23 protein-coding genes are annotated in these 19,998 nt (G+C 63.9%); 15 read left to right on the top strand and 8 right to left on the bottom strand.

The window, feature by feature from the left end; translation table 11 throughout:
• Nucleotides 1–39 precede the first annotated feature (39 nt).
• A complete protein-coding gene (rimO, locus tag PVW51_RS20055; protein ID WP_274577068.1) occupies nucleotides 40–1,431 on the top strand; it encodes a 30S ribosomal protein S12 methylthiotransferase RimO in 1,392 nt (463 codons plus the stop codon).
• A 103-nt stretch (nucleotides 1,432–1,534) separates the two neighbouring features.
• Here rimO and PVW51_RS20050 read toward each other — a convergent pair whose 3' ends face one another.
• On the bottom strand, nucleotides 1,535–1,894 hold the full coding sequence (locus tag PVW51_RS20050) for a hypothetical protein (protein ID WP_269362146.1): 360 nt from the start codon (nucleotides 1,892–1,894) through the stop codon (nucleotides 1,535–1,537).
• Between the two features lie 305 nt (nucleotides 1,895–2,199).
• Between PVW51_RS20050 and PVW51_RS20045 the strand changes: the two genes are divergently transcribed.
• Nucleotides 2,200–2,556 carry a hypothetical protein gene (locus tag PVW51_RS20045; protein WP_269362148.1) on the top strand — a complete coding sequence of 119 codons (357 nt, stop codon included), beginning with the start codon at nucleotides 2,200–2,202 and terminating at the stop codon, nucleotides 2,554–2,556.
• Nucleotides 2,557–2,657: 101 nt separating this feature from the next.
• A complete protein-coding gene (gene trhA, locus PVW51_RS20040; RefSeq protein WP_114274699.1) occupies nucleotides 2,658–3,287 on the top strand; it encodes a PAQR family membrane homeostasis protein TrhA in 630 nt (209 codons plus the stop codon).
• Here the strand turns inward: trhA and PVW51_RS20035 are convergent.
• Together PVW51_RS20035 and PVW51_RS20030 are read right to left on the bottom strand one after the other, a co-directional pair.
• Complete coding sequence (locus PVW51_RS20035; RefSeq protein WP_443288505.1) at nucleotides 3,240–3,617, bottom strand: YigZ family protein; 378 nt, start codon at nucleotides 3,615–3,617, stop codon at nucleotides 3,240–3,242. The two genes, trhA and PVW51_RS20035, sit on opposite strands and share 48 nt — an antisense overlap.
• 14 nt (nucleotides 3,618–3,631) lie before the next feature.
• The gene (locus PVW51_RS20030) at nucleotides 3,632–4,345 is read right to left on the bottom strand and encodes a M48 family metallopeptidase (RefSeq protein WP_269362153.1); all 714 of its coding nucleotides are present in this window, start codon (nucleotides 4,343–4,345) and stop codon (nucleotides 3,632–3,634) included.
• A 127-nt stretch (nucleotides 4,346–4,472) separates the two neighbouring features.
• Between PVW51_RS20030 and PVW51_RS20025 the strand changes: the two genes are divergently transcribed.
• The 3 genes from PVW51_RS20025 to PVW51_RS20015 all read left to right on the top strand — a co-directional run bounded on the left by PVW51_RS20025 (nucleotide 4,473) and on the right by PVW51_RS20015 (nucleotide 6,145).
• Complete coding sequence (locus tag PVW51_RS20025; protein ID WP_114274702.1) at nucleotides 4,473–4,709, top strand: hypothetical protein; 237 nt, start codon at nucleotides 4,473–4,475, stop codon at nucleotides 4,707–4,709.
• A gap of 9 nt (nucleotides 4,710–4,718) precedes the next feature.
• A complete protein-coding gene (locus PVW51_RS20020; protein WP_274577064.1) occupies nucleotides 4,719–5,594 on the top strand; it encodes a branched-chain amino acid aminotransferase in 876 nt (291 codons plus the stop codon).
• Between the two features lie 92 nt (nucleotides 5,595–5,686).
• Entirely contained in the window at nucleotides 5,687–6,145 is a 459-nt protein-coding gene (locus PVW51_RS20015) for a universal stress protein (protein ID WP_067296911.1), read from the top strand.
• A gap of 17 nt (nucleotides 6,146–6,162) precedes the next feature.
• Here the strand turns inward: PVW51_RS20015 and PVW51_RS20010 are convergent, their stop codons facing one another.
• Entirely contained in the window at nucleotides 6,163–6,528 is a 366-nt protein-coding gene (locus PVW51_RS20010; protein WP_274577061.1) for a hypothetical protein, read from the bottom strand.
• A gap of 230 nt (nucleotides 6,529–6,758) precedes the next feature.
• On the opposite strand from PVW51_RS20010, the gene PVW51_RS20005 reads away from it, so the two are divergent.
• From PVW51_RS20005 to PVW51_RS19975, 7 genes are all read left to right on the top strand, one after another.
• A complete protein-coding gene (locus PVW51_RS20005; RefSeq protein ID WP_274577060.1) occupies nucleotides 6,759–7,319 on the top strand; it encodes a NifU family protein in 561 nt (186 codons plus the stop codon).
• Entirely contained in the window at nucleotides 7,312–7,938 is a 627-nt protein-coding gene (gene tsaB, locus PVW51_RS20000; RefSeq protein WP_274577059.1) for a tRNA (adenosine(37)-N6)-threonylcarbamoyltransferase complex dimerization subunit type 1 TsaB, read from the top strand. The genes PVW51_RS20005 and tsaB overlap by 8 nt, the downstream gene beginning before the upstream one ends.
• Complete coding sequence (gene rimI / locus PVW51_RS19995) at nucleotides 7,935–8,366, top strand: ribosomal protein S18-alanine N-acetyltransferase (protein ID WP_274577057.1); 432 nt, start codon at nucleotides 7,935–7,937, stop codon at nucleotides 8,364–8,366. Before tsaB ends, rimI begins: the two co-directional genes overlap by 4 nt.
• Before the next feature lie 432 nt (nucleotides 8,367–8,798).
• Complete coding sequence (locus tag PVW51_RS19990) at nucleotides 8,799–9,794, top strand: BMP family lipoprotein (RefSeq protein ID WP_274577055.1); 996 nt, start codon at nucleotides 8,799–8,801, stop codon at nucleotides 9,792–9,794.
• A gap of 4 nt (nucleotides 9,795–9,798) precedes the next feature.
• On the top strand, nucleotides 9,799–11,424 hold the full coding sequence (locus PVW51_RS19985) for an ABC transporter ATP-binding protein (RefSeq protein ID WP_274577053.1): 1,626 nt from the start codon (nucleotides 9,799–9,801) through the stop codon (nucleotides 11,422–11,424).
• A gap of 1 nt (nucleotide 11,425) precedes the next feature.
• The gene (locus PVW51_RS19980) at nucleotides 11,426–12,556 is read left to right on the top strand and encodes an ABC transporter permease (RefSeq protein WP_274577052.1); all 1,131 of its coding nucleotides are present in this window, start codon (nucleotides 11,426–11,428) and stop codon (nucleotides 12,554–12,556) included.
• Nucleotides 12,556–13,524: an ABC transporter permease gene (locus PVW51_RS19975; protein WP_274577051.1), complete on the top strand. Its 969-nt coding sequence runs from the start codon at nucleotides 12,556–12,558 to the stop codon at nucleotides 13,522–13,524. The genes PVW51_RS19980 and PVW51_RS19975 overlap by 1 nt, the downstream gene beginning before the upstream one ends.
• A gap of 121 nt (nucleotides 13,525–13,645) precedes the next feature.
• On the opposite strand, the gene PVW51_RS19970 is transcribed toward PVW51_RS19975, so the two are convergent.
• Complete coding sequence (locus tag PVW51_RS19970) at nucleotides 13,646–14,785, bottom strand: endonuclease/exonuclease/phosphatase family protein (RefSeq protein ID WP_274577050.1); 1,140 nt, start codon at nucleotides 14,783–14,785, stop codon at nucleotides 13,646–13,648.
• Nucleotides 14,786–14,957: 172 nt separating this feature from the next.
• On the opposite strand from PVW51_RS19970, the gene PVW51_RS19965 reads away from it, so the two are divergent.
• Both PVW51_RS19965 and PVW51_RS19960 read left to right on the top strand, forming a co-directional pair.
• On the top strand, nucleotides 14,958–15,872 hold the full coding sequence (locus tag PVW51_RS19965; protein WP_269362169.1) for a sulfite exporter TauE/SafE family protein: 915 nt from the start codon (nucleotides 14,958–14,960) through the stop codon (nucleotides 15,870–15,872).
• Nucleotides 15,869–16,636: a TIGR02186 family protein gene (locus tag PVW51_RS19960; protein WP_274577048.1), complete on the top strand. Its 768-nt coding sequence runs from the start codon at nucleotides 15,869–15,871 to the stop codon at nucleotides 16,634–16,636. Before PVW51_RS19965 ends, PVW51_RS19960 begins: the two co-directional genes overlap by 4 nt.
• 349 nt (nucleotides 16,637–16,985) lie before the next feature.
• Here PVW51_RS19960 and PVW51_RS19955 read toward each other — a convergent pair whose 3' ends face one another.
• The 3 genes from PVW51_RS19955 to PVW51_RS19945 are packed head-to-tail and all read right to left on the bottom strand — an operon-like array spanning nucleotide 16,986 to nucleotide 19,896.
• The gene (locus PVW51_RS19955; protein ID WP_274577047.1) at nucleotides 16,986–17,681 is read right to left on the bottom strand and encodes an SDR family oxidoreductase; all 696 of its coding nucleotides are present in this window, start codon (nucleotides 17,679–17,681) and stop codon (nucleotides 16,986–16,988) included.
• Entirely contained in the window at nucleotides 17,678–19,219 is a 1,542-nt protein-coding gene (locus PVW51_RS19950) for an ATP-dependent DNA helicase (RefSeq protein ID WP_269362175.1), read from the bottom strand. The genes PVW51_RS19955 and PVW51_RS19950 overlap by 4 nt, the downstream gene beginning before the upstream one ends.
• A gap of 41 nt (nucleotides 19,220–19,260) precedes the next feature.
• A complete protein-coding gene (locus tag PVW51_RS19945; protein WP_274577046.1) occupies nucleotides 19,261–19,896 on the bottom strand; it encodes an acyl-homoserine-lactone synthase in 636 nt (211 codons plus the stop codon).
• Nucleotides 19,897–19,998: the final 102 nt, after the last annotated feature.

Raw genomic sequence — 19,998 nt, 5'->3', positions numbered from 1 at the left:
GGCTTTCCCAGCCCCTTTGCATCCTCTATAGCGCAGATCATGAGCACAAACCCACCTGATCTTCGCCCCGATCTGGCCCCGCGCGCCCGGATCAGCGACCCCAGCCGCCCCGGCCAGCCGTCCATCGGCATGGTCAGCCTCGGCTGTCCCAAGGCGCTGGTGGATTCCGAACGCATCCTGACCCGCCTGCGCGCCGAAGGCTATGGCGTTTCGCCCGATTATGCCGGGGCCGATGCGGTGATCGTGAACACCTGCGGCTTTCTCGATTCGGCCAAGGCGGAAAGCCTTGAGGCCATCGGCGAGGCGCTGGCAGAGAACGGGCGCGTGATCGTCACCGGCTGCCTGGGGGCAGAGCCGGATTACATCCGCGAACACCACCCCCGCATCCTGGCGGTGACAGGCCCGCACCAATATGAACAGGTGCTGGATGCGGTCCATGCCGCCGTGCCGCCCGCGCCCGATCCCTTTGTCGACCTGCTGCCGGCGCAACAGGTCTCCCTGACCCCACGCCACTACAGCTATCTCAAGATTTCAGAGGGCTGTAATCACAAGTGCAAGTTCTGCATCATCCCCGACATGCGCGGGCGGTTGCAATCGCGCCCGGCCCATGCGGTGCTGCGCGAGGCCGAGAAACTGGTCGCAAACGGCGTGAAGGAACTGCTGGTGATCAGCCAGGATACCTCCGCCTATGGCGTTGACATCAAACATGCCGAAGACCGGGGGCATCGCGCCCATATCACCGATCTGGCCCGTGATCTGGGGTCGCTTGGGGCCTGGGTGCGGCTGCACTACGTCTATCCCTATCCGCATGTGCGCAACCTGATCCCGCTGATGGATGTGGTATCGGAATCGGGCGGTCTGGTGCTGCCCTATCTCGACATCCCGTTCCAGCACGCGCACCCGGATGTGCTCAAACGCATGGCCCGCCCCGCCGCTGCGGCGAAAACCCTGGACGAAATCGCCGCCTGGCGCGCGCAATGCCCGGACATCACCCTGCGCTCCACCTTCATCGTCGGCTACCCCGGCGAGACGGAAGCGGAGTTCCAGACCCTGCTGGACTGGCTGGACGAGGCGCAGCTCGACCGCGTCGGCTGTTTTCAATACGAGAATGTCGCGGGCGCGCGGTCCAACGACCTGCCGGACCATGTGGCACCTGAGGTCAAACAGAACCGCTGGGACCGTTTCATGGAAAAGGCGCAGGCGATTTCCGAGGCGAAGCTGGCCGCCAAGGTGGGCCGCAGGCTGGAGGTCATCGTGGACGAGATCGACGAGGACGCCGCCACCTGCCGCACCAGGGCCGATGCGCCCGAGATCGACGGCAACCTCTTCATCGACGAGGATTTTTCCGAGCTGTCCGTGGGCGATATCGTCACGGTCGAGGTCGAGGAAGCGGGCGAATACGATCTTTGGGGCCGGGTTGTTCCCGCCTGATACCCGTCACACAGAAGATGCCTGTCACAAACAAATGCCGGCCCCGATCACCCGGGGCCGGCAGCTGACTTCTGTCACCGCTGTCTAGGCCGGTGCGGCGGTCTCAGCACTTCCCGAAGGATTGCTTGACCACCGTCACGCCGGCAACGGAAACGTTGACTTCGACCCCGGTGGGAATGCCGAAGGTCGTGCAGATGTGCAGGCAGGCCTGGGCCGCCGTGCCGTTCGGGATCACACTGGGAATCGGCAGGCAGATCTTGCCGATGCCAAGCGGCAGGCTGAGGCAGACCTTGCCGTTCTCGACCGTCACCTTGATACAGCCACCCGACAACTGCATGTGGGTGTTGCCGGTGATGTCCGATGTCGCGGACATTTCGGCCAGGTTGTTTTCACTGAAATGTGCGCGGGCCGATTCAATGGCCGCATTGATCTGGTCGTGGTCAAACTCATGATACGTTGTCATGTCAATTTCCTTTAAAAAATGTAGTTTGTTTAAAAAATGCACTTAATACGTGCATCACCTGCATATCAGGTGTCCGCCACCGGTCAAGGATTCTTTCTACCACAGATAGAAATTCGCCCCTCCGGCGGGCTGCGGCGGAACGGAACAGCCACCTGCGCATCGGCGGGAAATGGCGCACATCTAGTTGAAAACTCTGACCTTGCACCTACATCTAGCCTCAAGATGGGGGATCGCAGAAAGGAACACTTGCAAATGTTCCCCCTATGTTCTACATATTGAACAATACATCCCGCGAGGTACATGAAATGTCCCTACACACAGCCACCGCCGACCTCTTCGACAGCCAAAGGGCGCAGCCCGACCTGCCGCTGGATCAGCCGCTGCCCGCCACTGAAAAGCAGATGAGCTATGCGCGCATCCTGTCCTCAAAATCCGGCGTCGCCCTGCCCAAGGGGATCGAACGCGACCGCACGGCACTCTCAAGCTGGATCGAGGCGCATAAGGCTGCGCCACCTGCGGGCAGGTTCGCCAATTACCCGTCTTCCAAGCAGGTCGCCTTTGCCGAACGCATCGCACGGCTGAAACGCGGCAGCGTCCCGCCGGAGTGTTTCCGGGACAAGACGCTGATGTCGCGCTGGATCGACAGCAACAAGCCGCGCTAGGGCAAGGCCCGATACCGGCGTATGCGCTGACGCCCCCCGCGTCAGCGAAGCTGACGACAGGTCATCATGGAAAGTTTACGAGGGCATGCTAGCCTTCGCTCATGGCTTATCCATATTCCAGATCTGAAACTTGGGCGGACGGCGCGGTGCATGTCGCGGGCCTCGTGCTGGCCATTCCCGCCTCTGTCCTGCTGCTGGTTGAGGCTGCGGGTTCGCAGCGGCTGACCACCGCAGCCGCCCTTTACGCGGGCTGCATGATCTTTGCCTTTGCTGCATCGGCCATCTACCACCTGTCGCCCATCGACCGGACCCGCCCGCTGCTGAACCGGATCGACCATGCGGCGATCTATTTCAAGATCGCCGGCACCTATACGCCCTTCGTCGCGCTGATCGGCAGCGGCTTTGCCTATGCGGTGCTGGGCATCGTCTGGGCGCTGGCGCTTGTGGGCGCGGTGGCAAAACTGTGGTTCTGGGGCACCGACGGGCGCGGATCACTGGCGCTCTACCTCCTGATGGGCTGGCTGGCGGTGCTGCTGTTCTGGCCCATGTGGCAGGTGCTGCCCCCGGCGGCGCTGTTCCTCGTCAGCGTGGGCGGCATCATCTATTCGGTGGGGGCCTGGGTCTTTGCCAAACCGGCATTCCGCTTTCAGAACGCGATCTGGCACAGTTTCGTGCTCAGCGCCTCAACCTGTTTCTTTGCCGCCGTGGCCATCGCCCTCCAGATAGGCTGACACACAGGTCTGGACGTGGCGAAAGCGGTCGCCGCCCAGATGCTTGCCGCCATACCAGCGGGTCACGATGATCAGATGGTCCTCCAGCCCGGCCCGTTCCAGCATCCGCAGGATCACCAGGCCGGCCCCTGCCTCGCCATCGTCACCCTTGAGCGGGCCTGCCTCCGACAACAGCACACCCCAGGTGTTATGCGTGGCCCTGGCATAGGCCTTGTCCCGCTTCAGCTCTTTCAGAACGGCATCGACCCCGGCCCGGTCCCGCACCGCCGCGCCGGAGACCGCGTATTTCGACCCCCGGTCCGTCAGGATGATCCCCAGCTTTCGGATCATGCCCGGCCCGACGGTCAAAGTCCCGCGACGGTCCGCCGCACAACCTCGATGCGCGCAGCGTTCGGCGGATGCGTGCCCAGGAATTTGTCACCCGGATCGGGAATACGGGTAAAGAACTCGGCCCCCCGCAAGGGATCATAGCCCGCCCGCGCGGTGATGATCGTGCCCAGCGCATCCGCCTCCAGCTCGAAATCCTTGGAATAGCGGCGCGCGCCCACCTCGGCCCCCAGCCGCTGCGCGTTCTGCACCGCCTCGGCACTGCCGCCGCTCAGCGTCGCCAGCCCGGCAAAGATCACCGCCCCCGCCACCGCGTTCTGCTGCTGGCGGTTGATATGCCCCGCAATGTGATGCGCCGCCTCATGCCCCAGGACAAAGGCCAGCTCATCGGCATTGCGGGCATCCGCGATCAGGCCGAGGGTGAAAAAGATCACCGGGCGGCCCTGTTTGTCCAGCGTCTGATAGGCGTTGGCGGGCTGATCCGGCCGGTCATCCACCGCGATGTTGAAATCGCAGTTCACACCGCTGGTGCGCGCCCGGCATTCACGCTCCGCCACCGGCTCCACCGTCTTGATCACCTGGACAAAGCTGCGCGCGGCCTGGCTGCTGCTGATCCGCGGCGCGCTGGCAGCGCCGGTGCCGGAAGGCGCCGGAACAGGCTCGACCGGCACCACGTCGCAGGCCGACAGCATGGCAACGGCGGCCAGAACAAGGGCTGTCTTCTTGATCATCGGGGGGTGGTCCTCTGGGCTTTTCGGTCGCTCCCGTTTTAGCACAGCCCGCGACAGGAGCCACCCCGATCACACCACTTTAACGCGACCTCTTGCAATGGGCCTCCGAAAGGACCAGTTTCGCCTCATGTTTACGATTGAACACGAATTCGACGCCAGTGTGATCACCCTGGTCGACGAAGGCAGCGCCCCCCTGCGCGAGGATGTGACCGTACAGGCCTTCGATTCAGAGATCACATTCGAACAATGGGACCCGCGCACCGACCGGATCTCGAAAATCACGCTTTCGCCCGAGCAGCTGCGCGACCTCACCGCCGCGCTGAACCTGCCCGAAGGCATCTACCGAAGCACCCCGAAACCCTAGGAAGACAGCATGGCCACCGGCACCAACATCAAGACCTATTTCAACGGCCAGTGGCATGACGGCGACCGCATGATCATGAACGCGGCGGACCATGGCGCCTGGCTGGGCACCACCGTATTCGACGGCGCGCGGCTGTTCGACGGGATGTCGCCCGACCTCGACAAGCACTGCGCCCGCGTCAACCGCTCTGCCGCCGCGCTGATGATCACCCCGACGGTGGAACCCGACACGATGGTCGCGCTGATCCGCGAAGGCCTGGAAAGCTATGGCAGGGACCAGTCGGTCTATATCCGGCCGATGTACTGGGCGCTGGAAGGCGACGACCTGGGCGTCGTGCCGCGCGCCGGTGCCACCGGCTTTGCCATCTCGCTTGAGGAAATTCCGATGGCCCCGCCGGAAGCGGCCACAACCCTCACCCGCACCCGGTTCCGCCGCCCCGTGCTGGAGGACAATGTGGTCAACGCCAAGGCGGGCTGTCTTTACCCCAACAATGCCCGGATGCTGAGCGAGGCGCGCTCAAAAGGCTTTGGCAACGCGCTGGTCGCGGATGCGATGGGCAATGTCGCGGAAACCGCGACCGCCAATATCTTCATGGTCAGGGACGGCGAGGTCTTCACCCCCATCCCCAACGGCACCTTCCTGGCCGGGATCACCCGCGCGCGGCACATCTCCAACCTCAGGGCCGATGGCCTGAAAGTGCATGAAACCGTGCTGTCGTTCGAGGATTTCCATGCCGCCGACGAGGTGTTCCTCTCGGGCAACATGATGAAGGTCACGCCGGTCAGCGCCTTTGATGACACCACCTATGAAATCGGCCCCAACGCCAACCCGGTCACCCGGCGCGCGCGGGCGCTGTATTGGGATTGGGCCGCGTCGCAGGCCTAGGCCGACAGGCACGACCCGATCCGACATGCCACAGTTTGCGATTGCCCTGTTCTGTCCCAGGGGTCATGATCGCGCCTGTAAGGGAGACCCAGATGCGCAAGTTCCTCGTGGTGCTGGACGACAGCACCGAATGCCTTAACGCGATGCGTTTCGCGGCGTTGCGCGCCGCGCGCACAGGTGGCGGTGTGACCGTTCTGGCGGTGATTCCGCCGGACGAGTTCAACCATTGGATCGGCGTGGGCGACATCATGCGTCAGGAAGCCCGCGAGCGGATCGAGGTCCATTTCGAGGTCTTTGCCAAATGGATGCGCGACAAGCAGGGCGTGGACCCTGATCTGGTCATCCGCGAGGGCGAGCCGACGGATGAGATCATCGCCCATATCGCCGAGGATTCCGACATCGGCGTCCTCGTCCTCGGGGCCTCTGCGGACAAGAAAAAGGGGCCCGGACCGCTGGTGACCCAGATGTCGCGTTCGGCGGGGTCACTGCCGGTGCCGGTCACCATCGTCCCCGGCGACATGAGCAAGGAGCGGCTCGAAGCGATAAGCTGAGCCGCCCCTTTTCGCGATCAGGCCGCCGAACGCACCTTGGTGGCGGCAGGGGCCCGATTGAGGTTCTGGCCCCTTGGTGCTGCGGGGCGCCTTGCGCTGCGCAACATCACAGGCCCGATCAGCGCCGCCAGCGCCATCAGCGCCAGCGCGACAAGTGCCGCTTCCAGGCTGAAGCTCTCCACCGCCCTGCCCGGCGCAAGCACTGCCCTGACAAAGAGGCCCAGGCTGAGCGGGCCAAGCATGGTCAGCACCACACAGGTCAACATGCTGAGCCCCGGCAGACGGGTCCAGCGGGCCGGTTCCGCACGCCGATGCGCGCTGTAGGCCCAGCAAAACATCAAGACCGTCACGCTTGCCGCGCTCAGGCCCAGAATAATGTCCATTTCCTTCTCCATGAAAAGGGACAGTGCAGTGCGGGCGTGCCCGCGACTCATGTCCCGATGGGCATGGAAATACGCCTGTTCGGAGGGAACTCAAAACACTATTTCGGCACCGCCCGCCCGCTGATCGCGCAGCCCGCCGGGGCGCTGCGCCCGATTTAGAATCATTCCAGACATCTTGACTTGGCGGCCCTCAACCCGCATATCTATGATAACCAGAGATAGGGAAAACCATGTTTATCCAGACCGAATCCACGCCGAACCCCGCGACGCTGAAATTCCTGCCGGGCCAGTCCGTGCTTGAGATAGGCACAGCCGATTTCCCGACAGCGGATACGGCGCAGACCTCGCCGCTGGCAACACGGCTTTTTGCGGTCGACGGGGTGACCGGCGTCTTTTTCGGCACCGACTTCGTGACGGTGACAAAGGCGGACGCGGTGGAATGGGATCATGTGAAACCCGCCCTGCTCGGCGCGATCATGGAACATTACCAATCCGGTGAAAGCGTCATGGCCGAGGATCACAAGGCCACCTCCGGCCATGCGGATCACACCGGTGAAGACGGCGAAATCGTCGGCCAGATCAAAGAGTTGCTGGACAGCCGCGTGCGCCCTGCCGTGGCGCAGGACGGCGGCGACATCACCTTCCACGGCTTCGACCGGGGCGTGGTCTACCTGCACATGCAAGGCGCCTGCGCGGGCTGCCCCTCCTCCACCCTGACCCTCAAGATGGGGATCGAGAACCTGCTGCGCCATTACATCCCCGAAGTGACAGAGGTGCGTCCGGTTGCCTGACAACCACGGCGCAGGGCCTTTGGTACTGGCATTCGACACATCGGCCGCGCATTGCGCGGCCGCTTTGCTGTCGGGTGACCGGATCCTCGCCTCGGCGCATGAAGACATGGCCAAGGGCCAGGCAGAGCGCCTGATGGACCTCTGCGCCGGGGTGCTGGAAAGCGCAGGCTACAGCTACAGCGATCTGGGCGCCATCGGCGTGGGCATCGGGCCGGGCAATTTCACCGGCATCCGCATCGGCGTTTCCGCCGCGCGGGGCCTTGCGCTGGGTCTGGGCATTCCGGCGGTCGGCGTGTCGAACTTTGACGCCCTGCGCCATGGAACAAGTGGCCCCTGCGCCTGCGCCGTCGATGCACGGCGCGGGCAGGTCTATCTTCAAGTCTTTGAAAACCCGTCACTTTCTCAGACCCCGGCGCTGTTCGACAGCACCGCATTGCCCGCATTCGACGGCCCCCTGATCGGCGCGGGCGGCCAGCCCCCGATCCACCCGGTGGCCGAGGCCATCGCCCATCTTGCGGCCCGCCGCCATGCCACCACCACGCAACGGCCCGCCCCGCTCTACCTGCGGCCTGCCGATGCCGCCCCGGCCCGCGACGCCCCGCCGACCATCCTGCCATGACCCCGGCACGGCTGGCAGAATTGCACGCGGCGGCCTTTACCCATGAGCGCCCCTGGTCCGCCACCGAAATGGCCAGCCTTCTGGACAGCCCGCATGTCACCCTGCTGCCCCATCCGCATGGCTTTGCCCTGACCCGGCTGATCCTGGACGAGGCCGAATTGCTGACCCTGGCGGTGGACCCCGCACACCAGCGCCAGGGCATCGGGGACAGCCTGATGCAAAGCTGGCTCGCCCGGCTTGAAACCCGCGCCGCCACTGCCTTTCTTGAGGTTGCCGCCGACAACACCCCGGCCCGCGCGCTCTATCAGCACCACGGCTTTGCGGTGATCAGCACGCGCCCGGGCTATTACCGCCGCACCCCCGGCCCGAATGCCGACGCCCTGATCATGCAGCGGCGCTTTCCGGATGGTAGGCTCTGGACCCATTAATCTTATGTGCTCAGTTTGACAGATTTTTTTGCAGGCCAGGAACATCTGCGCAAGAATAGTGGTTCTATTTCAAGCAGATGTGACGCAGGCTGCGGGAAAATCCGTCAAACCCGTCACGCCAAAGGCGTGCCAACATGACTCGGCGCTCCTTCGGAGCGACGGGCGGCGATTTCACTTCATTTCAACGTCTTGGGGCGCTTGCAAATAGAACCACTATTGGCTGCACGCCCCAAACCATTGAAATTTCGCGAAATCGCCGCTGAGCATATAAGATTAATGGGTCCAGAGCCGAAGCTCAGCGATTAAGCCCCCATGGTCACAGAAAGCTGTTGACCCTCCCCCCTGCCTGCGCCCTAAATTGATCCTGATCATCTGATCTTGGGCAGGGTGCCACAGGCGCCCCGCCCCAACATGAAAAACTGGGAGACTGATATGACCCTTATGACCAAATTCATGGGTGCCGTCGCCGCCACCGCGCTTTGCGCCGGTGCCGCACTGGCCGAACCCGCACTGATCTTTGACCTTGGCGGCAAATTCGACAAAAGCTTCAACGAAGCCGCTTTTGGCGGTGCGCAGCGTTGGGCCGAGGAAACCGGCGGCACCTTCCGCGAAATCGAACTGCAATCCGAAGCGCAGCGCGAACAGGCCCTGCGCCGTTTCGCCGAAGCGGGCAACAATCCCATCGTGATGACCGGCTTTGCCTTTGGTGACGTGCTCAGCCAGGTCGCGCCGGATTATCCCGAAACCGATTTCGCGATCATCGACATGGTGGTGGATCAGCCCAACGTCCGCTCCGTCGTGTTCAACGAACACGAAGGGTCCTATCTGGTCGGCATGATGGCGGCCATGGCCTCCGAATCGAACACCGTCGGCTTCATTGGCGGCATGGACATCCCGCTGATCCGCAAGTTCGCCTGCGGCTATGCACAGGGCGTCAAGGCGGCCAATCCGGATGCAACAGTCGTCGCCAACATGACCGGCACCACACCCGCCGCCTGGAACGACCCGGTGAAAGGCTCCGAACTGACCAAGGCGCAGATCTCCCAGGGTGTCGACGTGGTCTATGCCGCGGCCGGCGGCACCGGCGTGGGCGTTCTGCAGACCGCCGCCGATGAGGGGATCCTCTCCATCGGTGTGGACAGCAACCAGAACCACCTGCACCCCGGCAAGGTCCTGACCTCCATGCTCAAGCGCGTCGACAACGCGGTCTATCAGGCCTTCACCGACGGCCCCGGCATGGAAAAGGGCTTTAACGTCATGGGCGTTGCCAATGGCGGCATCGGCTATGCGATGGACGAAAACAACGCCGACCTGGTGACCGAAGAGATGCAGACCGCCGTGGACGCCGCAGCGGCACAAATTGCGGATGGCTCGCTTCAGGTCCACGACTACATGTCCGACGACACCTGCCCGGCGCTGGACTTCTAAGCGCATGGAAGCGGACAAGAACACGGGGCAGCCGGAAACGGCTGCCCCGGCCATCGAGCTGAAGGGCATTTCCAAGGCTTTCGGCCCGGTCCAGGCAAACAAGGACATTTCCATCCGCGTGATGCCTGGCACGATCCACGGCATCATCGGCGAAAACGGCGCGGGCAAATCCACGCTGATGTCGATCCTCTACGGCTTCTACAAGGCTGACAGGGGCGAAATCTTCATCTCCGGCCGCAAGGCCAATATCACCGACAGCCAGGCGGCCATCGCCAGCGGCATCGGCATGGTGTTCCAGCACTTCAAACTGGTTGAAAATTTTACCGTCCTCGAAAACATCATTCTGGGGGCCGAAGACGGGCGCATGCTCAAACCCTCGCTGGCCAAGGCGCGCCGCGCGCTGGTGGAACTGGCGGCGGATTATGGGCTGAACGTGGATCCGGACGCCCGCATCGAAGACATCGGCGTCGGCATGCAGCAGCGGGTGGAAATCCTCAAGGCGCTCTATCGGCAGGCCGATATCCTGATCCTGGACGAACCCACAGGCGTGCTGACCCCGGCAGAGGCGGATCAGCTGTTCCGCATCCTCGCCCGGCTGCGCGAAGAGGGCAAGACGATCATCCTGATCACCCACAAGCTGCGCGAGATCATGGAGATCACCGATACCGTCAGCGTCATGCGGCGCGGCGAAATGACCGCCACGGTCAAGACCGCGGAAACCTCCCCCGCTGAACTCGCCGAACTGATGGTGGGCCGCAAGGTCCTGTTGCGGGTGGATAAAACCCCCGCCACACCGGGCGATGTCGTGCTGGATGTGCAGGGCCTGCGGGTCATCGACGAACACAAGGTGGAACGCCTGCGCGGCATCGACCTGCAGGTCCGCGCCGGCGAGATCGTCGGCATCGCGGGCGTCGCGGGCAACGGGCAATCGGAACTGCTCGAAGTGCTGGGCGGCATGCAGACCGGTCAGGGCAAGGTCATGCTGAACGGCCAGCCGCTGGACCTGACGGGCCGCCAGTCCGATGGCAAGACCCGGCGCAGGAACGGCATCGCCCATGTGCCCGAAGACCGCCAGCGCGAAGGGCTGATCATGGATTTCCAGGCCTGGGAAAACACCGCCTTCGGCTATCACGACGATCCCGCCTACCGCAGCGGCATCCTGATGAACAACGCCGCGATCCGCGCCGATACCGCCGAAAAAATGGAACGTTTCGACGTGCGCCCCCCGAACCCGCGGCTGGCGGCCAAGAATTTCTCCGGCGGCAACCAGCAAAAGGTCGTGCTCGCCCGCGAGATCGAGCGGAACCCCGACCTGCTGCTGATCGGCCAGCCCACGCGCGGCGTGGACATCGGCGCCATCGAATTCATCCACCAACAGGTCGTCGCCCTGCGCGATCAGGGCAAGGCGATCCTGCTGGTCTCGGTCGAGCTTGAGGAAATCCTCGCCCTGTCCGACCGCATCGCGGTGATGTTCGACGGCCGCATCATGGGCGAACGCCTGCCCGACCAGACCAATGAGGCGGAACTGGGCCTGCTGATGGCCGGCATCACCGACACAGAACACGCGCATTCCGTGGAAGAGATCGAAGCCAATCTCGCCCATGTCCACGCTGCGGAAAAGGGAATCTGACATGGACGTGATGCCAAAATGGGCCGAAGTGGTCCTTGTCCCGCTGATCTCGCTCCTGCTGGCGGCGATCATCTCGGCGCTGGTGATCCTGGCCATCGGCGAAGACCCGGTGGCGGCGACCAAGCTGATGGTCGAAGGGGCCGTCGGATCGGTGCGCGGCTGGGGCTATACGCTTTATTACGCGACGAATTTCATCTTTACCGGGCTTGCGGTTGCCGTGGCCTTCCATGCGCGGCTGTTCAACATCGGCGGCGAGGGCCAGGCGATGCTGGGCGGTCTTGGCGTGGCGCTGGCGCTGCTGTTCATCCCCTGGCCGCACTGGACCATCGGTCTGATTGCCGCCGCGCTGGGGGCTGCGGTCTTTGGGGCGGCATGGGCCTTAATCCCGGCCTACCTGCAGGCCAGACGCGGCAGCCATATCGTGATCACCACGATCATGTTCAACTTCATCGCCTCCGCCCTGCTGATCTATCTGCTGAACGAATTCCTCAAACCCGTGGGCCAGGCCGACCCTTCCAGCGCGCGCTTTGCCGACCATCTTGACCTGCCGACGCTGAATTCCGTGCTGACCGGCATGGGCATCAAGGCCTCCAAGGACGACAGCGTGAACGTCACCTTCCTGATCGCCCTGGCCAGCGCCGTGGCAGTCTGGGTGCTGATGTGGCGCACCAGGCTGGGCTATGAGATCCGCGCCTTCGGCCATTCGGAATCGGCGGCGAAATACGCGGGCATCAACCCGGTGCGCATCACCGTGATCACCATGCTGATTTCGGGCGGGCTGGCCGGGCTGATGGGGGTGAACACCGTCATGGGCGAAAGCGAGAAACTGCTGCTGAACTCGACCGAGGGGGCAGGTTTCATCGGCATCGCCGTGGCGCTGATGGGCCGCAGCCACCCGGTGGGCGTGGTGATCGCCGCGATCCTCTTTGGCTTTCTCTACCAGGGCGGTGCCGAACTGGCGCTCTGGACCAGCATCCCGCGCGAATTGATCGTGGTGATCCAGGCGCTGGTGATCCTGTTCACCGGGGCGCTGGACAACATGGTGCGGATGCCGCTTGAACGCATGTTCCTCACCGCCCGCCTGCGCCGCGCGCCCGGCCCCGAACGCAAACCGGCGGAGCCTGCGAAATAATGGATTACACCACCCTCATCCAACTGCTCGATTCCACCGTGCGCTTTGCCACGCCGCTGCTGCTGGCCTGCCTTGCGGGCCTGTTCAGCGAACGTGCGGGCATCTTCGACATCGGGCTGGAAGGCAAGATGCTGGCCGCCGCCTTCTTCACCGCCGCCGTCGCCTCGCTGACCGGATCGGCCTGGATCGGCCTGATGGGCGGCATCGCGGCCTCGCTGGTGCTGGCGGGCATCCACGGGGTCGCCTCCATCACCTTTCGCGGCAACCAGCTGATTTCCGGCGTCGCGATCAATGCTCTGGCCGCCGGCATGACGGTGTTGATCGCCCAGGACTGGTTCCGCCAGGGCGGACGCACCCCGCCGCTGGCCGGCAATGCCCGCTTCGAGGGGATCACCCTGCCCGGGGCCGAAGCCCTGGCCGATGTGCCGGTGATCGGCCCGCTTTATGCCGATCTGATCTCGGGCCATTCGGTGCTGGTCTATATTGCCTTCCTCGCCGTGCCGCTGACCTGGTGGGTGCTGTTCCGCACCCGCTTTGGCCTGCGCCTGCGCGCGGTGGGGGAAAACCCCGCCGCCGTCGATACCGCCGGTGTCTCGGTTGTCGGGCTGCGCTATGCCGCCGTGATGATCTGCGGCGTGCTCTGCGGCATTGCGGGCGCCTACCTCAGCACCGCGCTGCAGGCGGGCTTCGTCAAGGACATGTCCGCAGGCCGCGGTTTCATCGCCCTGGCCGCGCTGATCTTTGCCAAATGGCGGCCCTGGTACGCGCTCTGGGCAACCCTGCTCTTCGGGCTCTTCGGCGCGCTGGAAACCCGCCCCGACGTGATCCAGGCGGTGATCGGCCTCAAGGTGCCCGGCCCCCTGCTGGGCGGGCTGCCCTATGTCATGACGGTTGTCATCCTCGCCGGTTTCGTGGGCAAGGCGATCCCGCCGCGCGCCGGGGGCGAACCCTATGTCAAGGAACGCTGAGCCCCTGCTCTTTTTGGCCCCAAATATCCAATCCCGCCGTCCCTGCGCGCGCTGACACCTCGGGGTGCCGGAGTTTTGCAAAACTCCGGTCCGAATTATTCCAATAATTCGGTGCCGCCGCTCAAATGTCGATGTCGGCCCAGATCAGATGATGGTCCGACGCCGCGTGATGCCGCGCCGTCAGCTCCGCATAGACCTCCCAGCGCGGCGGGCGCGACCCGGGCCATGCGCCCTTGCGGAAAATTCCCCCGCCGGTCACCCGGTCAAACAGTGCGGGCGACAACAGCAGAAAGTCGATCTTGTCATCGTCGTTGCCCAGGGCATAGGTCCCGATCCCGCGCTGCCCGTTGTTCGCATTGAAGGCGAAATCGGTGAAATTGGGATGTTCCGACACATCGCGCAGATCACTGGCCAGCAGCGGCGCCAGCTCCGCGCTGTCGGGCGTGTCGTTCAGATCCCCCAGCACCACGATATGTTCAAACCCCTCGTCGCGCAGCCGCCGGTAATAACCCGCCACCGCCTGCGCCTGCGCCAGCCGCCTGGCCCGCGAGGTGGGATCATTGCCGCCGAACTTGCTCTTGAAATGGTTGGCCAGCACCATGATCACCGCCCCCGACGGGGTCGTGACCTCGTATTCCGGGCAATCGCGGCTGAAAATCGCATTCCCGTCCGGCCTGCGGTCATCCGCATGGCTGCGCACCCGCCCGATGGGAAAACCCGCGCGGGTGGCAAGCCCCACGTCAATGCCGCGCTGGTCATTGCCGTCGATCAGCATCACATGGGCATAGGTCTCCGGCAGGTTCAGCTTCCTGGCCATGATCTCCTGAAAGGTCTTCAGCACCGGACGGCTCTCTGCCTCGATCATCGCCAGCACATCCGCCCCGGCATCAAAGATCACCCGGGCGGTCAGCAGGATCGCGGTGGCATCCACGGTTTCGGTCTTCAGCTCCACCCAGCCGATCCAGTCCTCTCGCCCTGCCGCCACGATCTCGCGCGGCTTGCTGCGGTCGCGCGGACGCCGGATCAGCTGGCCGCGGATCTTGCGCAGGCGCACAAAGGGGCCCTCGTTGTCATTCAGCATCCCCAGCATGCTCAGCAGTTCCAGCATCCGCGCCTTGTCGGCCTCCGAATAGACCGGCTTTTCGAAAAGCGTGTTGATCTCGGCATGGGCATCCAGAACCTGCTGGTGACTGCCACTGTCGTCGTTGAACACACGGGCGCGGTCGAACAGGTTCTCGACGTTATAGGCTGCAATACGCATCTGGATAATCCCTTGGCTTTGAATGGCCGCAGGATAACACGAATCCGCACCAGACCTCAGGTTGAATTTCACCCTCCCACATAGGGCCAGATCATTGCATTTCATCGGTCCTTATTGCTGCGCAGCAGCGAGGACAGTTGATTTTGTCAAATGACCTGCGCTAATGGAGCGCATGCAAATCTACCTCCCCATTGCAGAAGTCTCGGTCAATGCTTTCCTCGTGCTGGGACTGGGCGGGCTGGTCGGCGTGCTTTCGGGCATGTTTGGTGTGGGGGGTGGTTTTCTCCTCACCCCGCTGCTGTTTTTCATCGGCATCCCCCCCGCCGTGGCGGTTGCCACCGGCGCCACGCAGATCGTCGCATCCTCCTTTTCCGGGGTACTGGCGCATTTCAGGCGACGCACGGTGGACCTGCGCATGGGATCGGTGCTGCTGATCGGCGGGCTGGTCGGGGCCGCGCTGGGGATCATCCTGTTCAACTATCTCAGGTCGCTTGGCCAGGTGGATCTGCTGGTCCGGCTGTTCTACGTCGTCTTTCTGGGGATCATCGGCGCGCTGATGTTCGCGGAATCCCTGCGTGCCCTGCGCAATGTCAGGAAAGGCAAACTTGCACCGCGCAAGAAGCACAACTGGGTGCACGGGCTGCCCTTCAAGATGCGCTTCCGGATCTCGGGGCTGTACATCTCGGTGATTCCGCCGCTGATGGTGGGGGTTCTGGTTGGCATTCTCGCCGCGATCATGGGGGTCGGCGGCGGCTTCATCATGGTGCCTGCCATGATCTACCTGCTGGGCATGCCCACCAAGGTGGTGATCGGCACATCGCTGTTCCAGATCATCTTCGTCACCGCCTTCACCACCATGCTGCATGCCACCACCAACTATACCGTCGATGTGGTGCTGGCGGTGCTGCTGCTGATCGGCGGGGTGATCGGTGCCCAGGTCGGCACCCGCATCGGGGTCAAGATGAAGGCCGAGCAATTGCGCATCCTGCTGGCCCTGCTGGTGCTGGTGGTCTGCGGCAAACTGGCGCTCGAACTGCTGCTGGAACCGGCAGAGCTTTACTCCATCTCCCCGGTGAAACTGACATGATGCGTCTGGTCGCCACCCTGGTGTCCCTGCTGATGCCCATGTCCCTCTCCGCCCAGGAAGAAGAAATCGTGCTGCGCCTCAGCCAGGCCGAAGTCTCCATCACCACCAATTTCGACGGCTCCGAAATCCTGGTCTATGGCGCGGTCAAACGCGACGCCCCGCCGCCGGACATCGGCCCGCTCGGGGTGGTCGTGACCGTCTCCGGCCCTTCTGTCCCGGTGCTGGTGCGGCGCAAGGAAAAGAAATTCGGCATCTGGCTCAACACCGATGCGGTCGAGGTCGACCGCGCGCCCAGCTACTATGCCGTTGTCACCTCCGGGCCGCTGAACCGCGTCCTGACCCGTGTCGAGGACCTGCGCCACAAGATCTCCATCCCCCGCGCGATCCGCTCTGTCGGCGCGCCGATGCATATCTCCAATGCCACGCTTTTTACCGAGGCCCTGATCCGCATCCGCACCCGCTCCGATCAGTACCAGGTGATCGAGGGCGGTGTGAAACTGGACGAAGACACGCTGTTCCGCGCCGCCGTGCGCCTGCCCGCCGCCCTGACAGAGGGCGATTATGCCGCCCGCATCTTCCTGACACGGGCCGGCAGGGTCGTGGCCAGATACGACACCGTCATCGACGTGCGCAAGGTCGGCCTGGAACGCTGGCTGTTCAACCTGTCGCGGGAAAACGCCCTGCTCTACGGGCTGATGTCGCTGGTCATCGCCATCGGCGCAGGCTGGGGCGCCTCCGCCATCTTCAACATGTTGCGCCGCTAAAGCGTCATGTGAAAAACCTGACTCGCGTTACGTCATGCCTGGTGTTTCAGGTATTTCGACCGGGGCTATTGGGCATTTCGAAAATCTCTGCGGCCGCGTTACACGAGTCAGTGGAATTTCCTGACCCGGGGTTTGGAGCGCAGCCGCTGGTGAAACGCCTGCGCGCCGACACCGGCTTGCAGGCAACCCTGCCTTTCCCCGACGGCGTATCTGCAAATGAAGACATGTCATTTTTGACATGTCTTCATTTGCAGAAGGATGATGTCGTTCCACCGCGACACCACAGAGCTCTCTCCTGCGCAAGGCACCGCAGAACGGCGGCGCAAAGGGTGTTTCCCTTTGGTCGCCCCTAGCCGCGCCCGATAAAGGGCATGTTCGTCGCCATCACTGTCAGGAACTGCACATTCGCCTCCGGCGGCAGTTCGGCCATATGCAGGACCGATGCCGCCGCGTGCCGCACCTCCATCGTGTCCATCTGCGGATTATCCACCTTCAGCGCCGCCACCATATCGGTTTCCGCATTGCCGATGTCGATCTGGCCACAGGCGATGCCAAAGGGCCGCCCGTCCAGCGACAGCGACCGGGTCAGCCCGGTGATGGCGTGTTTCGTGGTGGTATAGCAGACCGATCCGGGGCGCGGCACATGGGCCGAGAGCGAGCCGTTGTTGATGATCCGCCCGCCGCCCTGCGCCCGCATCGCGCCAAAGGCCAGCCTTGCCGCGATGAACATGCCATGCAGGTTGACGCCCAGCACCTGCTCCCAGTTTTCCAGCGGGATCTCGTCAATCGGGCCTGCCTTGCCAAAGCTGCCCGCATTGTTGAACAGGACGTCCAGCCTTCCGAAAGTGTCGAAGGCCGCGGCCATGGCACCGGCATCGGTGACATCCGCAGGCAGGGCCACCGCATTGGCATGGGCCTTCGCCATCTCCGCCAGCAGCTCCGCCCGCCGCGCGATCAGCCCCACGCGCCAGCCCTTTTCCAGGAACAGCTCCGCCGTGGCCCTGCCGATCCCGGAACTGGCGCCGGTGACAATGATGCTCTTCATCCGAAATCCTCCGTGGTGGTTTCAAGCGACAGGGGTGCCACAGGCTGGCTGCGCAGGTCGTCCACCACCAGCGGCCCGCCAGGTTTCGACAACCGGTTGCGCACCACCCAGATCAGCCGCTCCTGCGCGCGGGTGATGGCCACATAGGCCAGCCGCTTCCACAGCGGCTGTCCCGCCTCCATCCGGCCCATGCGCGCGGCGGCGTAAAGATCGGGGGCAAAGACCTGCACCGTTTCCCACTGGCTGCCCTGCGCCTTGTGAATGGTCACCGCGGCCCCATGCAGAAAGGTCGCCCCCATGCGCGCGGCAAAGGGGATGAAAGGTTCTTCCTCATCCGGTTTTTCGATCTTCACGATGCTGGCGGCGCTCACCTGCGGGTCCTCTGCCCCCATCACGTGCAACCGGCTGAAGCCGGGCTTGCGCCCCGCGCCGAGGTAGATCACCTGCGCCCCCTTGATCAGGCCCCGCGCCTCCAGGTCCAGCCGCTTCTTGCGGTGCTTGAGCGGCAGTTCCAGCCCGTCGCAGATCAGCGGCTCCCCCTCCAGCAGCGCATCCTCGGGCGCGCCATGCACGTTGCGGAAAGCATTGATCAGCCGGATCCGCGTGGCATTGCGCCAGACCAGCACCGGGGACCGCGCCATCAGGTCCACCTCGACCCGCTGACCCCAGACCACGCGGTCGTCGCGGCGCGCGGTCTCTTCCACCATCCGTTCGAATTGTTCAAAGCCGAGGTCCGGATCAGCCAGCGCATGGGCCAGATCCAGGATCGGATTATCCGCATCCTGCCGGAAGATGCGGTTCAGGTTCATCACCCGCTTTTGCGGCAGCTTTTCGAATACCATGGTGCCGGACTGGTTCACCGGCGCCAGCTGCGCCGGATCCCCGAACAACAGCAGGGTCGGGAAAATCTCTTTCAGGTCCTCGAACTGCTTGTCATCCAGCATCGAGGCCTCATCGACAAAGCCGATGTCCAGCGGTTCCTCCCGCCGTTTCCAGCCGGTGATGAAATCCGAGCCGCGCAGCCCCGCCGCTGCCAATGCGCCGGGGATCGACTTGTTGCCCGCATAAAAGGCCGCGGCGCGGTCCAGCGCCAGTTCCGTCAGCCCTTCCACATCCACGGGCCGTTCGCCATTGCCCGCCAGCCATTCCGCGATCCGCTCGTATTCCGGGTCATAGACCGGGGTATAGAGGATGCGGTGAATCGTGGTCGCGGGCACCCCGCGCAGCCGCAGCACCGAGGCCGCCTTGTTGGTGGGCGCGAGAATCGCCAGCGTGCGCTTGTCGCGGCGCTTGCGGCTCTCGTAATCGCCCGAGACCACCTCGACCCCGGCCTCTTCCAGCGCCTTGTAAAGCTCCGCCAGCAGCAGCGTCTTGCCCGATCCCGCCTTGCCGGTCACCGCCATCACCTGGTCGGCCCCGCCGGGCGGCGGCATCAGCAGGCTGTCTTCCAGGTCGATCCCGGCGCCGCGCAGCATCTCGGCCACACCGTCATAGGCGGTGGCCTGATCGTCGGAATATGTAAGGCTGGGCAGAGTCATGCGCCGACATTAGGCGAGCCCGCCAGCGGGGGCCAGCGGGTTCAGGCGCTTTGCTGCAAAACCACGGGCATCCGGCTGCCAAAAGCCTGATCGAACCAGAACCGCGATTGCTCCGGGCTGATCCCGGCACGCTGCGCCACCTGCGCCTGTGCCGCTTCGCTATAGTGCCACAGACCCACGCTGATCCTGTCACGCCCCTGCCCGGCACTGCCCAGAACCTCGGGGCTGGAGCCGATCATCCGGTAAATCCGCACCATCCGCGCATCAAAGACCCCAACGAAATGCCGGATGTCAAAGCCGCGCATGATCTCGCCGCCGCCCAGCATCAGCGCCGCCGCCACATGGGCATCCGCCCTGCGCGCCAGACAGAACCGCGTACATTCCCAGATCAGCGGGCTGCGCAGCGGGCCCGACAGCAGATGCGCGAAATGATCGTTCACCATCACCGGCCCGGTGGTGGGCAGAAACCGCATCGACCCGCCATGGCTGCCATCCGCCTGTTCCCAGATCACATAAAGCGGGTTCATCGCATCATAAGCATCCCGCTCCTCGCCCGCTGCATCGACCTGCACCTCCCAGCCCAGCCGGGTGCGAAACTGATCGGCCCGGTCCCGGAACATCTGCCGGGCCAGTTGGGGGTGGTGGTGCAATTGATCGGCATAAAGGTAACGCAGCATGGGCTTCTCCGCTCTGACAAGATGCCAAAGCCCTAGCCGCAGGCCCGTTAATACTGTGTTGACGCTGCGCACACAGTTCACCGGACAGGCGCAACACCTTTC

The organism is Sulfitobacter sp. PR48, from assembly GCF_028807335.1.
Classification (GTDB): Bacteria; Pseudomonadota; Alphaproteobacteria; order Rhodobacterales; family Rhodobacteraceae; genus Sulfitobacter.
Note: the sequence above shows the minus strand (reverse complement) of the source record. Positions and strands in the feature narration are given on the sequence as shown.